The organism is Pseudomonas sp. P4_C1 (assembly GCF_056402155.1).
Genome location: NZ_JBFUHY010000002.1, coordinates 185,655 through 207,426, shown reverse-complemented (window position 1 = coordinate 207,426; position 21,772 = coordinate 185,655). Strand labels below are relative to the sequence as shown.

At 62.1% G+C, this 21,772-nt stretch carries 22 protein-coding genes; 16 read left to right on the top strand and 6 right to left on the bottom strand.

Annotation, left to right across the window (positions count from 1 at the left end; genetic code table 11):
* The first annotated feature begins 33 nt into the window (after nt 1–33).
* The 9 genes from mdcA (at nt 34) to madM (ending at nt 7,289) form a co-directional block, all read left to right on the top strand.
* Entirely contained in the window at nt 34–1,704 is a 1,671-nt protein-coding gene (mdcA, locus tag AC1DU9_RS02400; protein WP_007987781.1) for a malonate decarboxylase subunit alpha, read from the top strand.
* Nucleotides 1,704–2,579, top strand: a complete 876-nt coding sequence (locus AC1DU9_RS02395; protein WP_223456719.1) for a triphosphoribosyl-dephospho-CoA synthase — start codon at nt 1,704–1,706, stop codon at nt 2,577–2,579. The genes mdcA and AC1DU9_RS02395 overlap by 1 nt, the downstream gene beginning before the upstream one ends.
* Nucleotides 2,579–2,878, top strand: a complete 300-nt coding sequence (locus tag AC1DU9_RS02390; RefSeq protein WP_007975424.1) for a malonate decarboxylase subunit delta — start codon at nt 2,579–2,581, stop codon at nt 2,876–2,878. Before AC1DU9_RS02395 ends, AC1DU9_RS02390 begins: the two co-directional genes overlap by 1 nt.
* Nucleotides 2,871–3,722, top strand: coding sequence for a biotin-independent malonate decarboxylase subunit beta (locus AC1DU9_RS02385; RefSeq protein WP_223456721.1), 852 nt, complete (start codon nt 2,871–2,873; stop codon nt 3,720–3,722). Before AC1DU9_RS02390 ends, AC1DU9_RS02385 begins: the two co-directional genes overlap by 8 nt.
* A complete protein-coding gene (gene mdcE, locus AC1DU9_RS02380) occupies nt 3,719–4,522 on the top strand; it encodes a biotin-independent malonate decarboxylase subunit gamma (protein WP_223456723.1) in 804 nt (267 codons plus the stop codon). The genes AC1DU9_RS02385 and mdcE overlap by 4 nt, the downstream gene beginning before the upstream one ends.
* Nucleotides 4,516–5,136, top strand: a complete 621-nt coding sequence (locus AC1DU9_RS02375) for a malonate decarboxylase holo-ACP synthase (RefSeq protein ID WP_477809696.1) — start codon at nt 4,516–4,518, stop codon at nt 5,134–5,136. Before mdcE ends, AC1DU9_RS02375 begins: the two co-directional genes overlap by 7 nt.
* Nucleotides 5,133–6,044: a malonate decarboxylase subunit epsilon gene (gene mdcH, locus AC1DU9_RS02370; RefSeq protein WP_223456727.1), complete on the top strand. Its 912-nt coding sequence runs from the start codon at nt 5,133–5,135 to the stop codon at nt 6,042–6,044. Before AC1DU9_RS02375 ends, mdcH begins: the two co-directional genes overlap by 4 nt.
* A gap of 62 nt (nt 6,045–6,106) precedes the next feature.
* Nucleotides 6,107–6,523: a malonate transporter subunit MadL gene (madL, locus tag AC1DU9_RS02365; RefSeq protein ID WP_223456730.1), complete on the top strand. Its 417-nt coding sequence runs from the start codon at nt 6,107–6,109 to the stop codon at nt 6,521–6,523.
* A 1-nt stretch (nt 6,524) separates the two neighbouring features.
* A complete protein-coding gene (gene madM, locus AC1DU9_RS02360) occupies nt 6,525–7,289 on the top strand; it encodes a malonate transporter subunit MadM (protein ID WP_108217031.1) in 765 nt (254 codons plus the stop codon).
* 111 nt (nt 7,290–7,400) lie between these two features.
* Here the strand turns inward: madM and AC1DU9_RS02355 are convergent, their stop codons facing one another.
* Entirely contained in the window at nt 7,401–8,315 is a 915-nt protein-coding gene (locus tag AC1DU9_RS02355) for a LysR family transcriptional regulator (protein WP_095944414.1), read from the bottom strand.
* Nucleotides 8,316–8,446: 131 nt separating this feature from the next.
* Between AC1DU9_RS02355 and trhA the strand changes: the two genes are divergently transcribed.
* Nucleotides 8,447–9,064, top strand: a complete 618-nt coding sequence (gene trhA / locus AC1DU9_RS02350) for a PAQR family membrane homeostasis protein TrhA (RefSeq protein WP_223456732.1) — start codon at nt 8,447–8,449, stop codon at nt 9,062–9,064.
* Here trhA and AC1DU9_RS02345 read toward each other — a convergent pair.
* Nucleotides 9,061–9,978 (bottom strand): LysR family transcriptional regulator, encoded by a 918-nt coding sequence (locus AC1DU9_RS02345; RefSeq protein WP_218431196.1) that lies wholly within the window; start codon nt 9,976–9,978, stop codon nt 9,061–9,063. The two genes, trhA and AC1DU9_RS02345, sit on opposite strands and share 4 nt — an antisense overlap.
* Before the next feature lie 109 nt (nt 9,979–10,087).
* Here AC1DU9_RS02345 and AC1DU9_RS02340 point away from each other — a divergent pair, with 109 nt between their 5' ends.
* The 3 genes from AC1DU9_RS02340 to AC1DU9_RS02330 are packed head-to-tail and all read left to right on the top strand — an operon-like array spanning nt 10,088 to nt 12,639.
* On the top strand, nt 10,088–11,329 hold the full coding sequence (locus AC1DU9_RS02340) for a D-amino acid dehydrogenase (RefSeq protein ID WP_477809695.1): 1,242 nt from the start codon (nt 10,088–10,090) through the stop codon (nt 11,327–11,329).
* 27 nt (nt 11,330–11,356) lie between these two features.
* Nucleotides 11,357–11,707 (top strand): RidA family protein, encoded by a 351-nt coding sequence (locus AC1DU9_RS02335; protein WP_477809694.1) that lies wholly within the window; start codon nt 11,357–11,359, stop codon nt 11,705–11,707.
* Nucleotides 11,708–11,736: 29 nt separating this feature from the next.
* Nucleotides 11,737–12,639: a transporter substrate-binding domain-containing protein gene (locus AC1DU9_RS02330; protein WP_477809693.1), complete on the top strand. Its 903-nt coding sequence runs from the start codon at nt 11,737–11,739 to the stop codon at nt 12,637–12,639.
* A 122-nt stretch (nt 12,640–12,761) separates the two neighbouring features.
* On the opposite strand, the gene AC1DU9_RS02325 is transcribed toward AC1DU9_RS02330, so the two are convergent.
* Both AC1DU9_RS02325 and AC1DU9_RS02320 read right to left on the bottom strand, forming a co-directional pair.
* On the bottom strand, nt 12,762–13,481 hold the full coding sequence (locus AC1DU9_RS02325) for a 16S rRNA (uracil(1498)-N(3))-methyltransferase (RefSeq protein ID WP_477809692.1): 720 nt from the start codon (nt 13,479–13,481) through the stop codon (nt 12,762–12,764).
* A 148-nt stretch (nt 13,482–13,629) separates the two neighbouring features.
* Entirely contained in the window at nt 13,630–15,036 is a 1,407-nt protein-coding gene (locus AC1DU9_RS02320; protein WP_223456742.1) for an adenosylmethionine--8-amino-7-oxononanoate transaminase, read from the bottom strand.
* Between the two features lie 223 nt (nt 15,037–15,259).
* Between AC1DU9_RS02320 and AC1DU9_RS02315 the strand changes: the two genes are divergently transcribed.
* The 3 genes from AC1DU9_RS02315 to AC1DU9_RS02305 all read left to right on the top strand — a co-directional run bounded on the left by AC1DU9_RS02315 (nt 15,260) and on the right by AC1DU9_RS02305 (nt 18,464).
* Nucleotides 15,260–17,020 (top strand): flavin monoamine oxidase family protein, encoded by a 1,761-nt coding sequence (locus AC1DU9_RS02315; protein ID WP_223456743.1) that lies wholly within the window; start codon nt 15,260–15,262, stop codon nt 17,018–17,020.
* A 266-nt stretch (nt 17,021–17,286) separates the two neighbouring features.
* A complete protein-coding gene (locus AC1DU9_RS02310; protein ID WP_223456744.1) occupies nt 17,287–17,838 on the top strand; it encodes a cytochrome b in 552 nt (183 codons plus the stop codon).
* Between the two features lie 32 nt (nt 17,839–17,870).
* On the top strand, nt 17,871–18,464 hold the full coding sequence (locus tag AC1DU9_RS02305) for a YceI family protein (RefSeq protein ID WP_223456745.1): 594 nt from the start codon (nt 17,871–17,873) through the stop codon (nt 18,462–18,464).
* Nucleotides 18,465–18,708: 244 nt separating this feature from the next.
* On the opposite strand, the gene AC1DU9_RS02300 is transcribed toward AC1DU9_RS02305, so the two are convergent.
* Both AC1DU9_RS02300 and AC1DU9_RS02295 read right to left on the bottom strand, forming a co-directional pair.
* On the bottom strand, nt 18,709–20,586 hold the full coding sequence (locus tag AC1DU9_RS02300) for an RNA helicase RhlE2 (RefSeq protein WP_223456746.1): 1,878 nt from the start codon (nt 20,584–20,586) through the stop codon (nt 18,709–18,711).
* A 223-nt stretch (nt 20,587–20,809) separates the two neighbouring features.
* Entirely contained in the window at nt 20,810–21,625 is an 816-nt protein-coding gene (locus AC1DU9_RS02295) for a substrate-binding periplasmic protein (RefSeq protein WP_223456747.1), read from the bottom strand.
* Nucleotides 21,626–21,772: the final 147 nt, after the last annotated feature.

The following is a 21,772-nucleotide window of genomic DNA, read 5'->3' as shown; positions in this document are numbered from 1 at the left end:
GTAGCTCCACGACAGCGAACCCGTGGAGTGGTCATGACAACAACAATATCCCCCGACTCGCGATGGACGCGGCGGCGCAGCGAAAAGCAGCGGCGCCTCGAGCTGGTGCGAGGGCTTGCCGACGGCGTGGTGTTGCCCACCGACAACATCGTCGCGGCGCTGGAGGCGTTGATTCTGCCTGGCGACCGCGTGGTGCTCGAAGGCAACAACCAGAAGCAGGCGGATTTCCTCTCGCGCTCCCTGGCCAAGGCCGACCCCGCGAAGCTGCATGACCTGCACATGATCATGCCCAGCGTCGGTCGCGCCGAGCACCTGGACTTGTTCGAGCGCGGCATCGCCCGCAAGCTCGACTTCTCTTTTGCCGGCACCCAAAGCCTGCGCATCAGCCAGTTGCTCGAAGACGGCCTGCTGGAAATCGGCGCGATCCACACCTACATCGAACTCTACGCACGACTGGTGGTGGACCTGATTCCCAACGTCGTGCTTTCGGCCGGGTTCATGGCCGACCGCGCCGGCAACATCTACACCGGGCCAAGCACCGAAGACACCCCGGCGCTGATTGAGCCGGCGGCCTTCAGCGACGGCATCGTCATCGTCCAGGTCAACCAATTGGTGGACGATGTCAGCGACCTGCCGCGCGTCGACATTCCCGCCTCCTGGGTCGACTTCGTGGTGGTGGCCGACAAGCCGTTCTACATCGAACCGCTGTTCACCCGCGACCCTCGGCACATCAAGCCCGTGCACGTGCTGATGGCGATGATGGCGATTCGCGGGATCTACGAAAAACACAACGTGCAGTCGCTCAACCATGGCATCGGTTTCAACACCGCGGCCATCGAACTGATCTTGCCGACCTACGGCGAATCCCTCGGCCTCAAAGGCAAGATCTGCCGCAACTGGACGCTCAACCCGCACCCGACCCTGATTCCGGCGATTGAAAGCGGCTGGGTCGAAAGCGTGCATTGCTTCGGCACCGAGTTGGGGATGGAAAACTACATTGCGGCGCGGCCGGATGTGTTCTTTACCGGGCGCGATGGCTCCCTGCGTTCCAATCGGATGTTCAGCCAACTGGCCGGGCAATACGCAGTAGACCTGTTCATCGGCGCGACTTTGCAGGTCGATGGCGACGGCCACTCCTCCACCGTGACGCGCGGGCGCCTGGCCGGTTTCGGCGGGGCACCGAACATGGGCCACGACCCGCGCGGTCGTCGCCACGGCACACCGGCCTGGCTCGACATGCGCAACACAGATGTGGCTGAGCCGATGCTCGAACGCGGTAAAAAACTCGTGGTGCAGATGGTCGAGACCTTCCAGGAGGGCGGCAAACCGACCTTCGTCGAAACCCTCGATGCCGTTGATGTGGCGAAGAAAAGCGGCATGCCGCTGGCACCGATCATGGTTTATGGCGACGACGTCACCCACCTGCTGACTGAAGAAGGCATTGCCTACCTGTACAAGGCGCGCTCGCTGGAAGAGCGCCAGGCGATGATCGCCGCCGTCGCCGGGGTCACCGCCATCGGCCTGCGCCACAACCCCAAAGACACCGCACGCATGCGTCGCGAAGGTCTGATCGCCTTGCCCGAAGACCTCGGCATCCGCCGCACCGACGCCACTCGCGAATTGCTCGCGGCGAAAAGCGTGGCCGATCTGGTGGAATGGTCCGGTGGCCTCTACAACCCGCCCGCCAAGTTCAGGAGCTGGTAATGCACGCACTTAACCTGCAACCAAAAAGCCTGAGCCTGACCGAACGGCTGGCGGACCTGGCGGTGGACGCATTGATCGACGAGGCTGATCTGTCGCCGAAGCCGGCACTGGTCGACCGTCGCGGCAATGGCGCCCACACCGATTTGCATCTGGGGTTGATGCACGCTTCGGCGCTGTCCTTGTGGCCCGCCTTCAAAGATATGGCTGAAGCCGCCATCGAGTTCGGCGAGGTCGGCTTGCCCCTGCGCGAAGCCGTGGGCCGCATCGGTCGCGAAGGCGAGCAAGCGATGCTCGACACCACGGGCGGCGTGAACACTCATCGTGGGGCAATCTGGGCCTTGGGCTTGTTGGTAACGGCTGCTGCGCTGGAACCTCAATCCTGTAGCGCCAATAGCGTGGCGTTGCGTGTGGCGCGGTTGGCCTTGCTCGACGACCGTTATGCACCACGTCCGCTCAGTCACGGTGCGCAAGTGGCCCAACGCTACGGCGCTCGGGGTGCTCGTGAAGAAGCGCAACTGGGTTTTCCGGCGGTGACCCAACGTGGTCTGCCACAACTGCTACGCAGTCGTGCAGCCGGTCATGGCGAACAGAACGCCCGGCTCGACGCGCTGCTGGCGATCATGACCAATCTGGCCGACACCTGCGTGCTTTACCGCGCCGGGGAAGAAGGGCTGAGCACCATGCAGCGGGGTGCCCGGGCGGTACTCGACGCGGGTGGCAGTGCCAGCCTCGCCGGACGTCGCCGCCTGCATGAGCTGGACCAACAACTCATCGCTTTGAATGCCTCGCCCGGCGGCGCTGCCGACCTGCTCGCAGCCTGCCTGTTCGTCGACCGTATCGGGTCGGACGACGGCCTTATCCAGGGAGTGTTTTGATGGAAACCTTATCCTTTGAATTCCCCGCCGGACAGCCGCCACGCGGTCGCACCCTGGTGGGTTGTGTCGGCTCTGGTGATCTGGAAGTGCTGATCGAACCGGGCCAGGCCGGCAAGCTGACGATCAACGTGCAGACCTCGGTCAATGGCAGCGAACAACGCTGGCAGCATCTGTTCGCACGGATGTTCGACGGCCAGACGCCACCGGCCATGGATATCGATATCCACGATTTCGGCGCGACACCCGGCGTGGTGCGCCTGCGCCTGGAACAGGGCTTCGAGGAGATCGGCCATGACTGACAGCGCAGCCTTGCTCAACAAGCACAGCTTCGTCGAACTCGGTGCCCGGCAACGGGCCAAGGCCCTGCTCGATGCGGGCACCTTCCGCGAATTGCTCGATCCGTTCCAGCGCATCATGTCGCCATGGCTGTCGCGCCAGGGCGTGGTGCCGCAAGCCGACGACGGCGTGGTGATCGCCAAGGGCAATCTCGATGGTTTGCCGGTGGTGATTGCGGCCATTGAAGGCGCATTCCAGGGTGGCAGCCTGGGTGAAGTCGGCGGAGCAAAAATTGCCGGTGCACTGGAACTGGCCGCTGAAGACAACCGCAACGGCATTCCGACCCGCGCCGTGCTGTTGCTGGAAACCGGCGGCGTGCGCTTGCAGGAAGCCAACCTCGGCCTGGCGGCAATTGCCGACATCCACGCGGCGATTGTTGACTTGCAGCAGTACCAACCCGTGGTCGGTGTGGTTGCGGGCAGCGTCGGCTGCTTTGGCGGCATGTCGATTGCCGCCGGCTTGTGCAGCTACCTGTTGGTGACCCAGGAAGCGCGACTCGGCTTGAACGGTCCGCAGGTAATCGAGCAGGAAGCCGGACTCGAAGAATACGATTCCCGCGACCGGCCCTTCATCTGGAGCCTGACCGGTGGTGAACAGCGTTTCGCCAGTGGTCTGGTGGATCGTTACGTGGATGACGATGTGGCGCAGATTCGCCAGCAGGTGGCTGAGTTGCTCCAGCAGGGTTTGCCTGCACAGCCGCGCAGCCAGCAGGCCGAGTTGTTCCTGCAACACCTGGCGCGTCTGGACGCCGAACCGCAAATCGAGCCGTCCGTGGTTCGCGATCTGTACCAAGGAGAACGCCCATGAGTTCGTATTCCCTGCGAGGCCTGAACTGGTTCAACGCCTTGAGTACCGGGGCCAAAGCGGTCGAGGGTTTGCCGGCTTCACTGAAGGTCGCGGACGGTTCGCTGGGCGCTCAGCCTGTGCGCTTCATCGCGGTGGTGGCCGACCCGGAAAACCGCTTCGTCCGTGCCCGCAACGGCGAAGTGGGTTTGCTCGAAGGCTGGGGCCTGGCCAAGGCTGTGGATGAAGTCATCGCCGCCGATCAGAACAAGGCACACAAACGCGCCCTGATCGCCATCGTCGACGTGCCGAGCCAGGCTTACGGTCGACGCGAGGAAGCCCTCGGTATCCATCAGGCGCTGGCCGCTGCGGCGGACAGTTATGCCCGCGCCCGTCTCGCTGGTCATGCGGTGATCGGTCTGCTGGTGGGCAAGGCGATGTCCGGGGCGTTTCTGGCCCACGGCTATCAGGCCAATCGCTTGATCGCCCTGCGTGATCCGGGGGTGATGGTGCATGCCATGGGCAAGGCGTCGGCGGCGCGGGTGACTTTGCGCAGCGTTGAGGAGCTCGAAGCCCTGGCTGCCAGCGTGCCGCCGATGGCCTATGACATCGACAGCTATGCCAGCCTGGGTTTGTTGTGGGAAACCTTGTCGGTGGAGCAGATCGAGCAGCCGACGGCGGGGGATCTGGCGCGGGTAACCGAGTGCCTGCTTCAGGCAATTGGCGATGTGGCCGCCGGTGGTCGTGATCTGAGTGGTCGTCTCGGTGCGGCCAATCGTGCGGCGTCGAGCAAGGTTCGCCAATTGCTGAGAGCGCAGTGGTGAACACGCTACTGGCCCATGACCTGCTGTGGGGCATGACCCCGCAGCAGTTGCCTGCGGATGCGCCTGCCTGGGTGATCGAGTCGATCAGTGCCGGCCAGCCGGTGGTGGTCCGTCGCGCCTTGTGCGCGGCGGGGCAGGTGGCGGTGGGCGTGCGCGGGCCGATGCACGAACAGCGATTTGCGGCGGTGATGGGCGTCGCCGCCATTACGCGGCAGGTGCGGCCGGAAGAACTCTGCCATGTTCAAGGGCTGCGCGATTTCCCTGCGCTGCGAGCCTTGGCGCAACTGCGCCCACACCTGGAAAACTGTGATTGGGTCTGGGGTGTCAGCGGCAGCGCCGGGTTCGAGTTGGCCAGTGGATTTGCCGCTTTGCATGAGGGCAGCGATCTCGATCTGATCTTGCGTACACCGCGTCCGTTGAGTCGTGACGACGCGCGGGCGTTGGTGGCCGTTCTTGATTCAGCCGTGTGCCGCGTGGACCTGCAATTGCAGACACCGTCGGGCGCCGTTGCCTTGCGCGAATGGGCCGGTGCTTCGTCGCGGGTCCTGTTGAAAAGTGCCACTCAGGCCAGCCTGGTCACTGATCCGTGGAATCCACAGGAGCAAGCAGCGTGAGCAGCTTGCTGGTGTTCCCCGGGCAGGGCGCGCAACAACCCGGGATGCTGGCGCGTTTGCCTCGGGAAACATTGAACGAAGCGAGCGACCTGCTCGGTGAAGATGTCACGCGGCTGGATTCTGCCGAGGCGTTGCAGTCGACGAGGGCGGTTCAGCTTTGCCTGCTGATCGCCGGGGTCGCCGCTTCACGTCAGTTGACCATGGCCCCGGACTACGTGGCCGGCTTGTCGATCGGCGCTTACCCGGCAGCGGTGGTGGCTGGCGCCCTGGGTTTCAGCGATGCGTTGCATCTGGTCAGCCTGCGCGGTGAGCTGATGCAGCAGGCATATCCACAGGGCTATGGCATGACCGCGATCATCGGTCTGGACCTAGCCACGGTGGAAGGATTACTGGCCCAGGTACACAGCGCGCAAATGCCGGTTTATCTGGCCAATATCAATGCCGATAACCAGGTGGTGATTGCCGGTAGCGACGCGGCGATGAAAGCGGTGGCGGAGTTGGCGAAAGGTTGCGGGGCTGGCTTGGCCAAGCGTCTGGCAGTGAGCGTGCCGTCCCACTGCCCTTTGCTTGATGCCCCTGCGCAACGATTGGCCGAAGCCTTCGCCAAGGTGCCGCTGCACACCCCGAAGATCGGTTACCTGAGCGGCAGTCGTGCGCGTCCGCTGATCAAGCCTGAAGCCTTGCGTGACGACCTGGCCTTCAACATGTGCCGCATCGTCGATTGGCGCGGCACGGTACAAAGCGCCTACGAGCGCGGCGTACGTCTGCAGATCGAACTGCCGCCCGGCGCGGTGTTGACCGGGCTGGCGCGCCGGGTGTTCGAGCAGGGCACCGTGATTGCCTTCGACGGTGCACGGCTCGATACCTTGCAGGCGCTGATGCGTGAGGAGGGAAGCCGTCACTCCTAAAACCGACTCAGGCTTCGAACAACAAAAACAACATTCGACGATGCACTTTGAGGACTACAACAATGATTATTTACGGTGTGGCGCTGTTGGCGATCTGTACGCTGGCAGGGGTGATCATGGGTGACATGCTCGGTGTGTTGCTGGGAGTGAAGTCAAACGTCGGCGGTGTCGGGATCGCGATGATCCTGCTGATTTGCGCACGGTTGTGGATGCACAACCGTGGCGGCATGACCAAGGATTGCGAGCTGGGCGTCGGCTTCTGGGGCGCGATGTACATCCCGGTGGTGGTGGCGATGGCGGCGCAACAAAACGTGGTCACGGCGCTGCATGGCGGTCCGGTGGCGGTGTTGGCGGCGATAGGATCGGTGGTGATCTGCGGCTGCACCATTGCCCTGATCAGTCGGACCCATAAAGGCGAACCCTTGCCCGATGAACCGGCGGATGTAACGCCGGTTGGCGCACCGGCAGGAGGTCGCTGATATGTGGGAACTCATCGAGAAAGGCCTGGCCACGAACAGTCTGGTCACAGCATTCGCTTTCGTCGGCATCATCATGTGGGTGTCGGTCATTCTTTCCAAGCGCCTGACTTTCGGACGCATCCACGGTTCGGCGATTGCCATCGTCATCGGCCTGGTGCTGGCCTGGGTCGGCGGCACATTGACTGGCGGGCAAAAAGGCCTGGCGGACCTCACGCTGTTTTCCGGCATCGGGCTGATGGGCGGCGCCATGCTGCGGGACTTCGCCATCGTTGCCACGGCATTCGAGGTGCAGGCCACAGAAGCGAAAAAGGCCGGCTTGATCGGCGTGATCGCGCTGCTGTTGGGCACGGTGCTGCCGTTTATTGTCGGCGCGTGCATGGCCTGGGCATTCGGATACCGCGACGCGGTGAGCATGACCACCATTGGTGCCGGTGCGGTGACTTATATCGTCGGCCCGGTGACTGGTGCGGCAATTGGTGCAACCTCGGATGTGATGGCGCTGTCGATTGCCACCGGCCTGATCAAGGCGATTCTGGTGATGGTCGGCACGCCGATGGCGGCGCGCTGGATGGGCCTGGACAACCCGCGCTCGGCGATGGTGTTCGGTGGGCTGGCCGGGACTGTCAGTGGCGTGACCGCCGGGCTGGCGGCGACGGATCGGCGCCTGGTGCCTTATGGCGCGTTGACCGCGACTTTCCACACCGGGCTGGGCTGTCTGCTGGGGCCTTCGCTGTTGTTCTTCATTGTTCGCGGGATTGTCGGGTAAGCCGCGGGATCTTCGCTTACTGTACCGACGTCATCGCGAGCAAGCTCGCTCCCACAGGGGATTGCATTCCAATGTGGGAGCGAGCTTGCTCGCGATGGCCGCGACTCGGTTTCAGACCTGCCGATTGGCATACATCCGACACTCCGCCAGCAACGCCAGCAGATTCGGATCTCGCTCCTTGGCCTTCAGGAACACCACGCCAATGTGCTGCTGCAACCGGTACTTTTCCTGCAGCGGGATCAGCTTCACCCGGTTTTCGTACACCGCCGCAATCCGCCCCGGCAGCAACGCATAACCCACACCCGAACTGACCATGCTCAGCAAGGTGAAGATGTCGTTGACCTGCATCGCCACCTTCGGCTCGAACCCTGCCTGCTCGAATACCCGCTTGCCGTCCTGATGGGTGGCGAAGCCTTGGGTCAGGGTGATGAAGGTTTCGTCGCGGACTTCGGCCAGGTCGACTTCGGTTCGCTGGGCAAACTTCGAATCGGCGGGCGTGGCGAGGAAGATGTCGTCGGAAAACAGCGGGATCTGCTCGCAATCCGGATCGTTGACGCTGTCGTCCAGCGACACCAGGATCGCATCGACTTCCATGTTCTTGAGCTTGTAGAGCAGGTCGATATTGGAACCCAGAATCAGGTCGATGTTGAGCTCGCTGCGGCGGATCTTCAAACCCATGATCAACTGCGGCACAGTCTTCACCGTCAGTGAATACAGCGAACCTAACTTGAAGCGTTCGGCCGAAAACCCGGCGGCCTCGCGGGTCAGGCGCACGCTTTCAACCACGTCCTGAATCAGCTTCTGCGCCCGCTCTTCCAGTACATAAGCGCTTTCCAGCGGCGTCAGGCTGCGGCCTTCGTGCTTGAACAACGGGCAGCGCAGGGCGCTTTCCAGGGAATGGATCGCCCGATGCACGCTGACGTTACTGGTCTGCAACTCGGCAGCGGCCCGCGCCAGGTTGCCGGTGCGCATGAAGGCCAGGAACACCTCGAGTTTTTTCAGGGTCAACTCTTCATCGATCAGCATGGGGCGGACTCTTTCTGGAATGACTCGATTGTGCCCAATTACGCCGGGCCCGTCGTACAGAAACATTGCGCTTTTACGCTTGAAGCCTGAGCCTTGCGCTCTGCGGCAATGAACTTCGAGGTGAGTAGCGCATGTATCACGGGGAAAGACTGAACGCCTGGACGCATTTGGTCGGGGCAGTGGCGGCGTTTGTCGGCGGAGTGTGGCTGATTGTGCTGGCCAGTCTCGACGGCAGCCCGTGGAAGATTGTCAGCATGGCAATCTACGCCTTTACCTTGCTGGTGCTTTACAGCGCATCGACCGTGTACCACAGCGTGCGCGGGCGCAAGAAAGAGATCATGCAGAAGGTCGATCACTTCTCGATCTACCTGTTGATCGCCGGCAGCTACACGCCGTTCTGCCTGGTGACCCTGCGCGGGCCGTGGGGCTGGACGTTGTTCGGGATTGTCTGGGGCCTGGCGCTGATCGGCATCCTGCAAGAGATCAAGCCGCGTTCGGAAGCACGAATTCTGTCGATCGTGATTTATGCGGTGATGGGCTGGATCGTGTTGGTGGCGGTCAAGCCGCTGCTCGCGGCGCTGGGCGCCGCCGGATTTGCGTGGCTGGCATCAGGCGGGGTGTTGTACACCGTCGGGATTATCTTTTTTGCCCTGGACGACAGGCTGCGGCATGCCCACGGCATCTGGCATCTGTTCGTGATCGCCGGGAGCCTGCTGCACTTTGTGGCGATTTTCTTTTATGTGCTTTAAGGCTGTACCGGAACCAGGCGATCCAGCTGCTCCCGGGCTCGACGGCTGAACACCTGCAACAGGTCGTTCAAGGTGTGGGGCGGTGGTTCGGCGGCGCGGGTCACTGCGTACAGGGTGATGGGCAGCGGCGGTGTCAGAGGGCGGATGGTTGTGCTGGCGCAAGAGGCGCCAAGGGCGGTGAACGGATCGATCACCGCCAGGCCCGCGCCGGATTCCACCATCGCCCGTGCCAGTGAGTAGGTTTGCACGGCGATGCGTACCCGCGGCGGCGGTTCGACCGCTTCCAGGTAACTGTCGAGCCGCGCGGCCAGCGGATCAGCGCTGGATAAACCGATCAGTGGTGCATCCGCCAGCGCCATCAGCGGCAACGGTTTACCCGCCTCTTCCTGAGGCCAGTAACCACTCGGCGCCAGCGCCACCAGCACGCCGGACGCCAGCGCCTGGGCCTTGAGCCCCGGGTGATCCGGGCGTTGCAGGGTCAGGGCGACATCCACTTCGCGCATCAACAGGTTCTGCACCAGTTCGCGACTGTGGGCGCTGGAGAGTTCGCAAACGATGTCCGGGTAACGCCCGGTCCACTCGTGAATGGCCGGCGGCAGCAATGACAGGGCCAGTGCCGGGGTGGCACCGATGCGCAGGCTGTGGCCAGGCTCGCGGCGCAGGCTCTGCGCCAGGCGTCGCACGCCTTGCAGGCTTTCACTGACCTTGTCCACTTCGCGCTCCAGCTCCAGCGCTTCCGGCGTCGCCTGCAACTTGCCGCGTACCCGCAGGAACAACGGGAAGCCCAATTGCTGCTCGGCGTGCTGCAACACCTTGCTCACCGCTGGTTGCGAGACGTGCAGCAATTGCGCGGCAGCGCTGATCGATCCGGTCTGGCGGATGGCCTGGAAAATTTCGATATGGCGAAGGCGCATGGCAAGTCCATAACCTTTGTTTATGGGGTTGCCATCTTTATGCATTGTTCAACGTCTGTCACCTGGCTCTAACCTTGGCCTTGTCTTCACAACGGTTTTAGGGACGGACATGGCTCAGCGTGTGTGCATCATCGGTGGCGGCGTGATTGGCCTGGCAACGGCCTATGCGCTGGTGCGCGACGGCTTCGAGGTGACGGTGGTCGAGGCACGGGATTCGCTGGGCAGTGAAACCAGCTTCGCCAACGGCGGCCAGTTGTCTTATCGCTATGTTGCGCCCCTGGCCGACGCCGGTGTGCCTTGGCAAGCCATCGGCTGGATGCTGCGCGGCGATTCACCGCTGAAGCTGCGCCCGCGCTTCGACCCGGCCCAGTGGCGCTGGATGGCGGCGTTCCTCGGCGCCTGTCGCCGCTCAGTCAACCGCGAGAACACCGCGCACTTGCTGCGCCTGGCGCTGTTCAGCCAGGACACCTTGAAGTCCTGGCGCGAGGACGATGGACTGGCGGGATTCCAGTGGCGGCGCAATGGCAAGCTGGTGACTTTCCGCCGGAACAGCAGTTTCGAGCATGCGCGTCAGGGCTTGGCCGACCCGCAGCAACAGCAGGTGTTGTCGCCGGCCGAATGCGCGCAGCTGGAACCGGCGCTGATCGATGCGCCCTTTGTCGGGGCGATCTACACCCCGGACGAAGAGGTCGGCGATTGCCACGGTTTCTGCCAGCAACTGGCCGCACGACTGAAGGCGTCTGGCCGTTGCGAATTTCGCCTTGGGCAAGCGGTGACCGGCATTCGTCACAGCAACGGCAGCGTCAACGCCATCGAACTGGGCGAACATGTGCTGCCGGTCGAGCAACTGGTGATCGCCGCCGGCCACCGCAGCCCGCTGTTGGCGCTTCCCGGGCTGCAACTGCCGCTTTATCCGCTCAAGGGCTACAGCCTGACCGTGCCGATCGGCGCCGGTCACCGGGCGCCGGACGTGAGCATCACCGACTACGACCGCAAGATCGTCTACGCCCGCATCGGCGAGCAATTGCGAGTGGCGGCGATGGTCGACATCGTCGGCTTCGACCCTGCGCTAGACCCCAAGCGCCTGGCGCTGATCAAGCGTCAGGCCCATGACACCTTTCCAAATGCCGGCGCCTATGACGAAGCCGTCGAGTGGGCCGGCATGCGCCCGGCCACCCCCAGCGGCGTGCCGTTGCTCGGTGCGACGGCGTATCGCAATCTGTGGCTCAACCTCGGCCACGGTGCGCTGGGCTTCACCCTGGCATGCGGCAGCGGGCGCTTGCTCAGCGAGCTGATCGGCGAGCGCGAGCCTTCCATCGACCTGCTCGGTTTCAACCACCGGGCCGCCTGAACACCGACTTCTGAAGAGGACATTGCAATGACCATTACCTTACTGCACAGCAACCCGCGCCTGTCCGGCGCCGTGACCTTTGGCGGCCTGGTGTTTCTCTCCGGGCAGGTGCCAGGCGATGCCCGGGATGCCGGCGGCCAGACCCGCGAAGTGCTGGCGAAAATCGATACATTGCTGGCCGAGGCGGGCAGCGACAAGGATCATCTGCTCAGCGCGACCATTTACCTGAAGAACATCACCACGGATTTCGCCGCGATGAACGAGGTCTGGTCGGCCTGGCTGTCGCCGGGGCAGGCGCCGAGCCGTACCACCGTGCAGGCCGAACTGGCCCGCCCGCAGGTGCTGGTGGAAATCACCGTCATCGCTGCACGCGTCTGATAAACCAACACCCACAACGGAGAATAACAATGCAAAAAATCACGTTGCTCGCTTGTACGCTTGGCCTGTTGCTCGGCAGTCAGGTTCAGGCCAATGAAGCGCCGCTGACCGGCACCCTGAGCAAGATCGCCAGCGCCAACAGCATCACCCTGGGCTATCGCGATGCTTCGGTGCCGTTCTCCTACGTGGGTGATCAAAGCGGCAAGCCGATGGGTTACTCGGTGGATCTGGCGGGCAAGATCGTCGAGCGCATCCAGCAGCAACTGGCGCTGCCAGACTTGAAGGTGAAGTACAACCTGGTGACCTCGCAGACCCGCATTCCACTGGTGCAGAACGGCACCGTGGACCTGGAGTGCGGCTCCACCGGCGTGACCGCCGAACGGCAGAAGCAGGTGGCGTTCTCTTATGGCTTCATTTACGTCAAAGGCCAGTTGCTGACCGCGAAAGACAGCGGGATCAAGAGCTTCGCAGACTTGCGCGGCAAGAACGTGGTGACCACTGCCGGCACCACCAACGAGCGCTACCTGAAAAGCTACAACGTCGATCACAAGATCGACATGTTCGTGATCAGCGCCAAGGACCACGGCGAAGCCTTCCAGATGCTGCAATCGGGCCGGGCGGTGGCGTTCTACATGGACGACTCGCTGCTCTACGGCGAGCGCGCCAAGGCCAATGACCCGCACAAGTGGGTGGTGGTCGGGGAGGAGCAATCGCGGGAGATCTACAGCTGCATGGTGCGCAAGGACGACCCGCAGTTCCTGGCGCTGGTCAACGGCGCGTTGGCGGATCTGTACAGCTCGGGCGAGATCAACGGCATCTACAAACGCTGGTTCGAGCAGCCGATCCCGCCGAAGGGTTTGAACCTCGAGTTCCCGATGACCAGCGAACTCAAGGCGATTATTGCCAAGCCGGTGAGTGATCCGGTGCAGTAGTCATCCAGACTGTGTCGTGGCCATTCGCGAGCAGGCTCGCTCCCACCTTGGACCTGTGGTGCTCACAAATTTTGTGATCACTGGAGATCTACTGTGGGAGCGAGCCTGCTCGCGATGAGGGCCTAGAAGTCACCCCAGAGTTGCTGGGCCACCGCCAGTGCGACAACCGGCGCGGTTTCGGTGCGCAGCACCCGTGGACCGAGGCGGGCGGCGTGGAAGTCGCTGGCCTTGGCCTGATCGACTTCGGCATCGGACAAACCACCCTCCGGACCGATAAGGAATGCCAGGCTTGCAGGCTTGGCATGGCTCACCAGCGGTTCGGCCACCGGGTGCAGCACCAGTTTCAACTCGGCCTGGGTCTGTTTCAACCAATCGGCCAACAACAACGGCGGATGAATCACCGGTACCCTTGAACGCCCGCATTGCTCGCAAGCGCTGATCGCCACCTGGCGCCAATGCAGCAGGCGCTTGTCGGCGCGCTCGTCCTTGAGCCGGACTTCGCAGCGTTCGGTGAAGATCGGGGTGATTTCAGTGACGCCCAGTTCCGTGGCTTTCTGAATTGCCCAGTCCATGCGCTCGCCCCGGGACAGGCCCTGGCCGAGATGGATTTGCAGCGGCGACTCGACCTGACCGGCGAAGCTTTCGTCGACCTGCACTACCACGCGCTTTTTGCCGACTTCGACCAGCCGGGCGCAAAACTCCTGGCCCGAGCCGTCGAACAGTTGCAACGCATCACCCTCGGCCATGCGCAGCACACGGCTGATGTAATGGGCCTGGGCTTCGGGCAACTCGTGCTCGCCGGTGCTCAGGGGGGCGTCGATGAAGAAGCGGGACAGTCTCATGCTGGGTCTCTGAAAAAGGGTGTTGGTCATGGATCGGTGGGACTTCTGTGGGAGCGAGCTTGCTCGCGATGACGATCTGACATTCACCATTGATGGTGTCTGAAAAACCGCTATCGCGAGCAAGCTCGCTCCCACATTGACCGCATCATCAACCCGGATCACGGAACCCCGGGTGGAAGTCCTTCGGCACCGCTACGCTGACGCTGTCACGGGTCGCAATGTCGATCCCTTCGCTGGCCACTTCGGCAAGGAAATCGATCTGCTCCGGGGTGATCACATACGGCGGCAGGAAGTACACCACGCTACCCAGTGGACGCAGTAAAGCACCGCGCTCCAGGGCGTGCTGGAACACCTTCAGGCCGCGACGTTCCTGCCATGGGTAAGCCTCTTTGCTGGCCTTGTCCTTGACCATCTCGATGGCCAGCACCATGCCGGTCTGGCGCACTTCGGACACGTTCGGGTGGTCGACCAGATGCGCGGTGGAGGAAGCCATGCGCTGCGCCAGGGCCTTGTTGTTCTCGATGACATTGTCTTCTTCGAAGATGTCCAGGGTCGCCAGGGCCGCCGCGCACGCCAGCGGGTTGCCGGTGTAGCTGTGGGAGTGCAGGAAGGCGCGCAGGGTCGGGTAGTCGTCGTAGAAGGCGCTGTAGACTTCGTCGGTGGTCATGCACGCGGCCAGGGGCAAGTAACCGCCGGTCAGGGCTTTGGACAGGCACAGGAAGTCCGGGCGGATGCCGGCCTGTTCACAGGCGAACATCGTCCCGGTGCGGCCGAAGCCGACAGCGATTTCGTCATGGATCAGGTGCACGCCGTAGCGGTCGCAGGCTTCGCGCAGCAGCTTGAGATACACCGGGTGGTACATGCGCATGCCACCGGCGCCCTGGATCAGCGGCTCGACAATGACTGCCGCCACGCTGTCATGGTTCTGCGCGAGGGTCTGCTCCATCGCGGCGAACATGTTGCGCGAGTGCTCTTCCCAGCTCATGCCCTCCGGACGCAAGTAACAGTCCGGGCTCGGCACCTTGATGGTGTCCATCAACAGCGCTTTGTAGGTCTCGGTGAACAGCGGCACGTCGCCCACCGACATCGCCGCCATGGTCTCGCCGTGGTAGCTGTTGGTCAGGGTGACGAAGCGCTTCTTGGCAGGCGTACCGCGATTGAGCCAGTAGTGAAAGCTCATTTTCAGCGCGACTTCGATGCAGGACGAACCGTTATCGGCGTAGAAGCACCGGGTCAGGCCTTCCGGCGTCATCTTCACCAGGCGCTCGGACAGTTCGATCACCGGTTGATGGCTGAAACCGGCGAGGATCACGTGTTCGAGCTGATCGACCTGGTCCTTGATGCGCTGGTTGATCCGCGGGTTGGCGTGCCCGAACACATTGACCCACCAGGAGCTGACCGCATCGAGGTAGCGCTTGCCTTCGAAGTCTTCCAGCCACACGCCTTCACCGCGCTTGATCGGGATCAGCGGTAGTTGTTCGTGATCTTTCATCTGGGTGCAGGGATGCCACAACACGGCGAGATCGCGTTGCATCCACTGATTATTCAGGCCCATTTTCACTCTCCTGGAGGCGGTCCGTGACCAGCGCGGACAAACAATCGCGCAAGCCTATGCAATGCGTGCCACGGGGACAACCCATTGTGTCGAATGAGCTACTTTATCCAGGCCGATAGACGTTGCTGGCGGGTGTTTGAAGGCTGACGTATCCTTCGCGGTTCTTGAGCCGTCTGGCTCGCAAAAACCGCTGTTTTCCTCGTGTAATTCCGGAGTTCGCTGAATGTCTGTGGGTTGGCTGCGCGCCTGTGCGCTGGTGATGTTGGGGCTGTTCAGCGTGTCTGCGCTGGCCAAGGATAAAACCGCGATCGTGATCGGCGGCGGCCTGTCGGGCCTGACTGCCGCGTACGAGCTGCAGAACAAGGGCTGGCAGGTCACTCTGCTGGAAGCCAAGTCGAGCCTGGGCGGCCGTTCCGGCATGGCCACCAGCGAATGGATCGGCAACGACAAGGCTCAACCGGTGCTGAACAAATACGTATCGAACTTCAAGCTGAGCACCACCCCGGCCCCTGAATTCGTGCGGACTCCAGGTTACCTGATCGATGGTGAGTATTTCTCCACCGCCGACCTTGCGACCAAACAGCCGGCCACCGCCGAGGCGCTCAAGCGCTTCGACAAGACCGTGGACGATCTGGCGCGCTCGATCGACGACCCGCAGAACCCGGCCGCCAACAACACGCTGTACGCGCTGGATCAGATCAACGTGTCGAGCTGGCTCGACAAGCAGAACCTGCCGGCCACCGCCCGCCAGCTGATCAACCAGCAGATCCGTACCCGCTACGACGAACCTTCGCGCTTGTCGCTGCTGTACTTCGCGCAGCAGAGCCGCGTTTACCGTGGTGTTTCCGATCGTGACCTGCGGGCTTCGCGCCTGGTCGGTGGCAGCCCGGTGCTGGCCCAGGCCCTGGTCAAGCAGCTGAAAACCATCAAGACCAATTCCCGGGTCTCGTCGATCATTCAGGACAAGGACGGTGTGACCGTCAAAGTCGACAGCGTCAGCTATCAGGCTGACTACGTCGTGCTGGCCGTGCCACTGCGCGCCCTGAACAAGATCCAGATGATCCCGGCGCTGGACGCCCAGCACCTGGCGGCGATCAAGGGCACCAACTACGGATGGCGTGACCAGATCATGCTGAAGTTCAAGACGCCGGTGTGGGAATCCAAGGCGCGCATGTCCGGCGAGATCTACAGCAACACCGGCCTGGGCATGTTGTGGATCGAGCCTGCCCTGAAGGGCGGTGCCAATGTGGTGATCAACCTGTCCGGCGACAATGCGCGAGTGATGCAGGCGTTCGGCGACAAGCAGATGGTCGATCAGGTGTTGATTCGCCTGCATGAGTTCTATCCACAGGCTCGCGGTTCGTTCACCGGTTATGAAATCCGTCGTTACAGCACCGATCCGTCGACTGGCGGCGCCTACCTGGCCTTCGGTCCGGGCCAGATCAGCAAGTTCTGGCGCCTGTGGGAACGCCCGATTCAGCGCGTAACCTTCGCTGGCGAACACACCGACACCCTGTACCCGGGCACCCTGGAAGGCGCGTTGCGCACTGGTCAGCGTGCAGCCAGCCAGGTTGAAGACCTGGCGGCGGGCAAGTCGTTCGAACCGGCGAAAGTGGTCCCGGCCGCTGCCGCTGCGGCGGGCACTGGTGCGGTGGCGGCGAAGAAAGGCAATTTCTTCAGCAACCTGTTTGGCGGCTCCGATGACGAGAAGAAGCCAGAGCTGGTCAAGGCATCCGAGCCGGTTGCACCGCCAGCGCCAGCGCCTGCTCCGGCGCCAGCCCCGGCCATCGCGCCAGCCCCGGTGGAAGCACCGAAGCCTGCGACCCCGGTAAAACCCGAACCGGCCAAAAAGGCTCCGGCAAAACCGGCTGCCAAGACCGAGGCGAAAAAAGCCCCGGTCAAGGCACCGGCCAAGAAAACCGAGGCGGTGAAGAAGCCAGCAGCTAAACCTGCGGCGACTCCGGCAATGGATGCCAAGGCGTAGTAAGCCCTGGGACAAAAAGAACGCGGCGTAAATGCCGCGTTTTTTTTGCCTGAAGAAGGCCGAGATCAAAAATCGAATAAAACATTTGGTACAGGTGTTCTCCGGTTTGTATTCATTTTTTCTAACACTTTTCGACTTTAATCTTTCCTTAACTCGTCGGCTTCAGACTCTTGATCGCATTTTTCGATATTTCAAAGCGAAATTTTCCGCTTTAATTCGATAGATAACTCGATAGTCTTGGGCCAGCACTTACAGGGATCTAGGCAATGCAGCTACGTAACTCTACCTCCCGCTACGGCTGGGTCAGCATCTTCATGCACTGGGGCGTGGCACTGGCCGTGTTCGGTTTGTTCGCCCTCGGGCTGTGGATGGTCGGCCTCGGCTATTACGACCCTTGGCGCAAGACCGGGCCGGATCTGCACAAGAGCATTGGCTTGATCTTGCTGGGCGTCATGGTGCTGCGGGTATTGTGGCGTTTCATCAGCCCGCCACCACCGGCCTTGGCCAGTTACAGCCGCATGACGCGTCTTGGCGCCATGTTCGGTCATGCCTTTCTGTATTTCTGTCTGTTCGCCGTGATGATTGCCGGTTACCTGATTTCCACCGCAGAAGGTGCCGGGATTCCGGTGTTTGACTGGTTTGAAGTGCCTGCCCTGGTTTCCGGACTACCGGACCAGGCAGATAACGCCGGTGCGATTCACCTCTACCTGGCGTGGGTGCTGGTAATTTTTTCCGGCCTCCATGCATTGGCAGCATTGAAGCACCACTTTATCGACCGTGATGCGACCCTCAAGCGAATGCTGGGTCGCAAAGCCTGAAGTTCAACCTCGACTCCCAAGGAAAACAAAGCATGTTGAAAAAGACTCTCGCCGCTCTGGCAATCGGTTCCGCTCTGCTGTCCGCCAACGTGATGGCGGCTGACTACGTTGTAGACACAACAGGCCAGCACGCCTTCGTCAACTTCAAGATCAGCCACCTGGGCTACAGCTTCATCACCGGTACCTTTAAGACCATGGACGGCAAGTTCAGCTTCGACGCTGCCAAGCCTGAAGACAGCAAGATCGAGTTCAACGTGAACCCTGCCAGCGTCTTCACCAACAACGCCGAACGTGACAAGCACGTCTCCAGCAAAGACTTCCTGAAAGTGGCTGATTTCCCTAAGTCCACGTTCGTGTCCACCAGCGTTAAAGCCACCGGTAAGAACGCTGCTGGCAAAGACACAGCCGACGTGGCCGGCGACCTGACTATTGCTGGCGTAACCAAGCCAGTCGTGATCAAGGCCACTTTCCTGGGTGAAGGCAAGGATCCATGGGGCGGCTACCGTGCAGGCTTCGAGGGTACTACCAGCATCAAGCGTTCCGATTTCGGCAAGATGATGGACCTGGGTCCACAGTCCGACGCGGTTGATCTGTACATCTCGTTTGAAGGTGTCAAGGCGAAGTAATTTTCGCTCTGACATAAAAACGCCCCTGATCGAAAGGTCTGGGGCGTTTTTTTGGCTGGCGAAATTTTATCAACACTACAAATTCACTGTGGGAGCGAGCTTGCTCGCGATAGCGGTGTATCAGTCGATATCCATGTTGGCTGAACAGACGCCATCGCGAGCAGGCTCGCTCCTACAGGATTTCATCAGCCATAAAAAATGCCCCGGACCTTTTGGTTCGGGGCATTTTCATTGCAGCGATAACTCAGCGATTACGAGTCAGCAACGCTGGTTTCTCACCGCGAGGACGGCTTGGCAGTTGATCCAGCTGCTCAGGTGTCGGGAAGCGGTCGGCCTTCGACTCCTTGTGCATGATCTTCGGCGCGGGGCCACGCGGGTTCTGCACGGCCGGTTCCGAAAGAGGCTGGTCGTCACGGGCCGGGCGACGGTTGCGTGAGTCTTCGCGGCGAGCCTGGCCGTCGCGCGGTGCGCCGCTGCGAGGACCGCTACGCTTGGCCGGTGGGGTGCCGGTGCTGGCGCCATCGCTGCTGCGCGGACCGCTCTGGCGACCTTGTGGTTTGCCGGAGCGTGGAGCGCCCGAACCGGCGGCGGTGCCTTGTGCCGGAGCACCCGGACGGCGACCACGGCCTTGAGCAGGTTTCTGCTGCGGCACGTAGTCGACGCGGTTACCGAAGTTATCGATATCGTCGTCCAGGAACTCGTCCGGGGCACGGTCAGCGGCGGCACGGGGTTGTTGGCTCGGCTGACGCTGTTCACGGGCCGGAGTACCTTCGCGGGGCTTTTGCTGACGGGCAGGGCGCTCGCCGCGTTCGCCGGCCGGTTTTTCCTTGCCCTTGTCTTTGCCTTTGTCCTTGCGACCGCCGCCGCCGCCGCCACCGCTGCCGTTCGGACCGTCGCCGCGCGGGCCACGTGGATTGCGCGGGTTACGCATGTCCGGACGCTCGCGCACTTCCGGTTTCTCGGCTTCCACGGCGCTGGCATCGAAGCCCATCAGGTCGCCGTCGGCGATTTTCTGTCGGGTCATGCGTTCGATGCTTTTCAGCAGTTTTTCTTCGTCCGGGGCTACCAGCGAAATCGCCTCGCCCGAACGACCGGCACGGCCGGTACGGCCGATGCGGTGCACGTAGTCTTCATCGACGTTCGGCAGTTCGAAGTTGACCACGTGAGGCAACTGGTCGATGTCCAGACCGCGAGCGGCGATGTCGGTGGCGACCAGGATGCGCACTTCGCCGGCCTTGAAGTCGGCCAGGGCTTTGGTGCGGGCGTTCTGGCTCTTGTTGCCGTGGATCGCGACGGCGCTCAGGCCATGCTTGTCCAGGTACTCGGCCAGGCGGTTGGCGCCGTGCTTGGTGCGGGTGAACACCAGCACCTGTTCCCAGGCGCCGGCGGTGATCAGGTGCGCCAGCAGCGAACGCTTGTGGCTGGCGGCCAGACGGAACACACGCTGTTCGATACGCTCGACCGTGGTGTTCGGCGGCGTGACTTCGATGCGCTCCGGGTTGTGCAGCAGCTTGCCGGCGAGGTCGGTGATGTCCTTGGAGAAGGTCGCCGAAAACAACAGGTTCTGGCGTTTGGCCGGCAGACGGGCCAGGACCTTTTTCACGTCATGGACGAAGCCCATGTCGAGCATGCGGTCGGCTTCGTCCAGCACGAGGATTTCCACGTGGGACAGATCGACGCTGCCTTGGCCGGCGAGGTCGAGCAGGCGGCCAGGGCAGGCCACCAGCACATCCACGCCACGGGACATGGCCTGAACCTGCGGGTTCATGCCGACACCGCCGAAGATGCAGGCGCTGACGAACTTCAGGTCACGGGCATAGACCTTGAAGCTTTCATGCACTTGCGCGGCGAGTTCGCGAGTCGGGGTCAGGACCAGTACGCGCGGCTGGCGCGGGCCGTGACGCTGGGATTTGTCCGGGTGACCGTTGGGAAACAACCGCTCCAGGATCGGAAGGGCGAAACCGCCGGTTTTACCAGTACCTGTCTGTGCCGCGACCATCAGGTCGCGACCTTGCAACACGGCGGGAATGGCCCGCTGTTGCACCGGAGTAGGCTCGGTATAGCCCGCTGCCTCGATGGCGCGGACTAAAGCCTCGGAGAGACCGAGGGAAGCAAAGGACATGAGTAATCCTGTTTTAAGTTAGGGCTTGGCCCAATGGGAGTCTTGCCTGGCGCGAATGGCGTTTAAGAGGACGCAATCCCGTCCGGTCCTGCTGGGTCTCGAAGGCTCGTCTGCAAGCGCTCGCGCGGGCTGAAAGCTGCGCAGTAGCGGGGTTGAGATGCCTTTAACGATTCCGAGCGTCCGGGCGTGAGCCTGGCGGGAAGGCCGGAGTATAACAGAGCAATCACTGCGCGCCGCTTTCCTGCTGCTCAACGGTTTTTTCCGTGGCAGCCGTGGTTTTTTCAGTCTTCACGCTGGCGGCCGGTTCCGCGCCGTAGCGGGCACTCAGTTCAGCATAGGCGGGCTCGCGCTTGAAGCGTTTGAGTTCGGCGCCGAAACGCTGCACCAGCAGATCCATGCCCGCATTGCGACGTACCGCGAGAAACTGGCTTTGCTGGCTGATGACGGTGGGGTTTTCGGTGATCTTGCCGCGGATGCCCAGTTCATCGAGCAAATGCTGGCCGACCCGGCGGTCGGTAATCAGCAGGTCAATGCGCCCGCGCACCAGTTTGCCGAAGTTGGCTTCATGGGTGGGAGCCGGCTCGCGGGTGAACAGCGTCGAATCGCTGAAGTCCTTGCTGTACAGGTAACCCGGCGAGGTGCCGATGGTCAGGCCGCGCAAGTCATCAAGGGTGCGAAACGGATGGGGTCGGTCATTGGCGTAGAACATCACGAACTGGACTTCAGACAGTGGTTCGCTGGGGTAGAGCAGGGTCGCATCGCGTTCGTCGCTGTGAAAGATGTCCAGCGCGCCGTCGGCCTGCCCGGTTTCAAGCATCGACAGGCAGCGTTTCCATGGCAGGAACTGCCACTCCACTTCGATGCCCAGGCGCTTGAAGACAATGGCGGTGGTTTCGTAGTCCAGGCCCAGCGCTTTGCCGTTGTCTTCGTACACATAAGGCGCCCACGGTTCCGTGACAATGCGCAGCTTCTCGCCCCGAGCGGCGAAGCTCAGGCAAGCGAAGACAAGCATGGCGATTAACTGCGTGATCAAAGGCATGGGTTTGAGATTACGACGAGAAACCGGAAAGAGCCAGAAACTGACCGCAGATGCTCTAACTCCGTGGATTGCTGCACATTAATAGTGCGCTGAAAGCAAAAGATCGCAGCCTGCGACAGCTCCTGCAGGGAATACACATTCCGGGGT

Excerpts from the sequence above, each read along its gene's own strand:
- mdcA (WP_007987781.1), top strand. The coding sequence starts at position 34 with ATGACAACAACAATATCCCCCGACTCGCGATGGACGCGGCGGCGCAGC.
- AC1DU9_RS02395 (WP_223456719.1), top strand. The coding sequence starts at position 1,704 with ATGCACGCACTTAACCTGCAACCAAAAAGCCTGAGCCTGACCGAACGG.
- AC1DU9_RS02390 (WP_007975424.1), top strand. The coding sequence starts at position 2,579 with ATGGAAACCTTATCCTTTGAATTCCCCGCCGGACAGCCGCCACGCGGT.
- AC1DU9_RS02385 (WP_223456721.1), top strand. The coding sequence starts at position 2,871 with ATGACTGACAGCGCAGCCTTGCTCAACAAGCACAGCTTCGTCGAACTC.
- mdcE (WP_223456723.1), top strand. The coding sequence starts at position 3,719 with ATGAGTTCGTATTCCCTGCGAGGCCTGAACTGGTTCAACGCCTTGAGT.
- madL (WP_223456730.1), top strand. The coding sequence starts at position 6,107 with ATGATTATTTACGGTGTGGCGCTGTTGGCGATCTGTACGCTGGCAGGG.
- madM (WP_108217031.1), top strand. The coding sequence starts at position 6,525 with ATGTGGGAACTCATCGAGAAAGGCCTGGCCACGAACAGTCTGGTCACA.
- AC1DU9_RS02355 (WP_095944414.1), bottom strand. The coding sequence starts at position 8,315 with ATGCTGATCGATGAAGAGTTGACCCTGAAAAAACTCGAGGTGTTCCTG.
- trhA (WP_223456732.1), top strand. The coding sequence starts at position 8,447 with ATGTATCACGGGGAAAGACTGAACGCCTGGACGCATTTGGTCGGGGCA.
- AC1DU9_RS02345 (WP_218431196.1), bottom strand. The coding sequence starts at position 9,978 with ATGCGCCTTCGCCATATCGAAATTTTCCAGGCCATCCGCCAGACCGGA.
- AC1DU9_RS02340 (WP_477809695.1), top strand. The coding sequence starts at position 10,088 with ATGGCTCAGCGTGTGTGCATCATCGGTGGCGGCGTGATTGGCCTGGCA.
- AC1DU9_RS02335 (WP_477809694.1), top strand. The coding sequence starts at position 11,357 with ATGACCATTACCTTACTGCACAGCAACCCGCGCCTGTCCGGCGCCGTG.
- AC1DU9_RS02330 (WP_477809693.1), top strand. The coding sequence starts at position 11,737 with ATGCAAAAAATCACGTTGCTCGCTTGTACGCTTGGCCTGTTGCTCGGC.
- AC1DU9_RS02325 (WP_477809692.1), bottom strand. The coding sequence starts at position 13,481 with ATGAGACTGTCCCGCTTCTTCATCGACGCCCCCCTGAGCACCGGCGAG.
- AC1DU9_RS02320 (WP_223456742.1), bottom strand. The coding sequence starts at position 15,036 with ATGGGCCTGAATAATCAGTGGATGCAACGCGATCTCGCCGTGTTGTGG.
- AC1DU9_RS02315 (WP_223456743.1), top strand. The coding sequence starts at position 15,260 with ATGTCTGTGGGTTGGCTGCGCGCCTGTGCGCTGGTGATGTTGGGGCTG.
- AC1DU9_RS02310 (WP_223456744.1), top strand. The coding sequence starts at position 17,287 with ATGCAGCTACGTAACTCTACCTCCCGCTACGGCTGGGTCAGCATCTTC.
- AC1DU9_RS02305 (WP_223456745.1), top strand. The coding sequence starts at position 17,871 with ATGTTGAAAAAGACTCTCGCCGCTCTGGCAATCGGTTCCGCTCTGCTG.
- AC1DU9_RS02300 (WP_223456746.1), bottom strand. The coding sequence starts at position 20,586 with ATGTCCTTTGCTTCCCTCGGTCTCTCCGAGGCTTTAGTCCGCGCCATC.
- AC1DU9_RS02295 (WP_223456747.1), bottom strand. The coding sequence starts at position 21,625 with ATGCCTTTGATCACGCAGTTAATCGCCATGCTTGTCTTCGCTTGCCTG.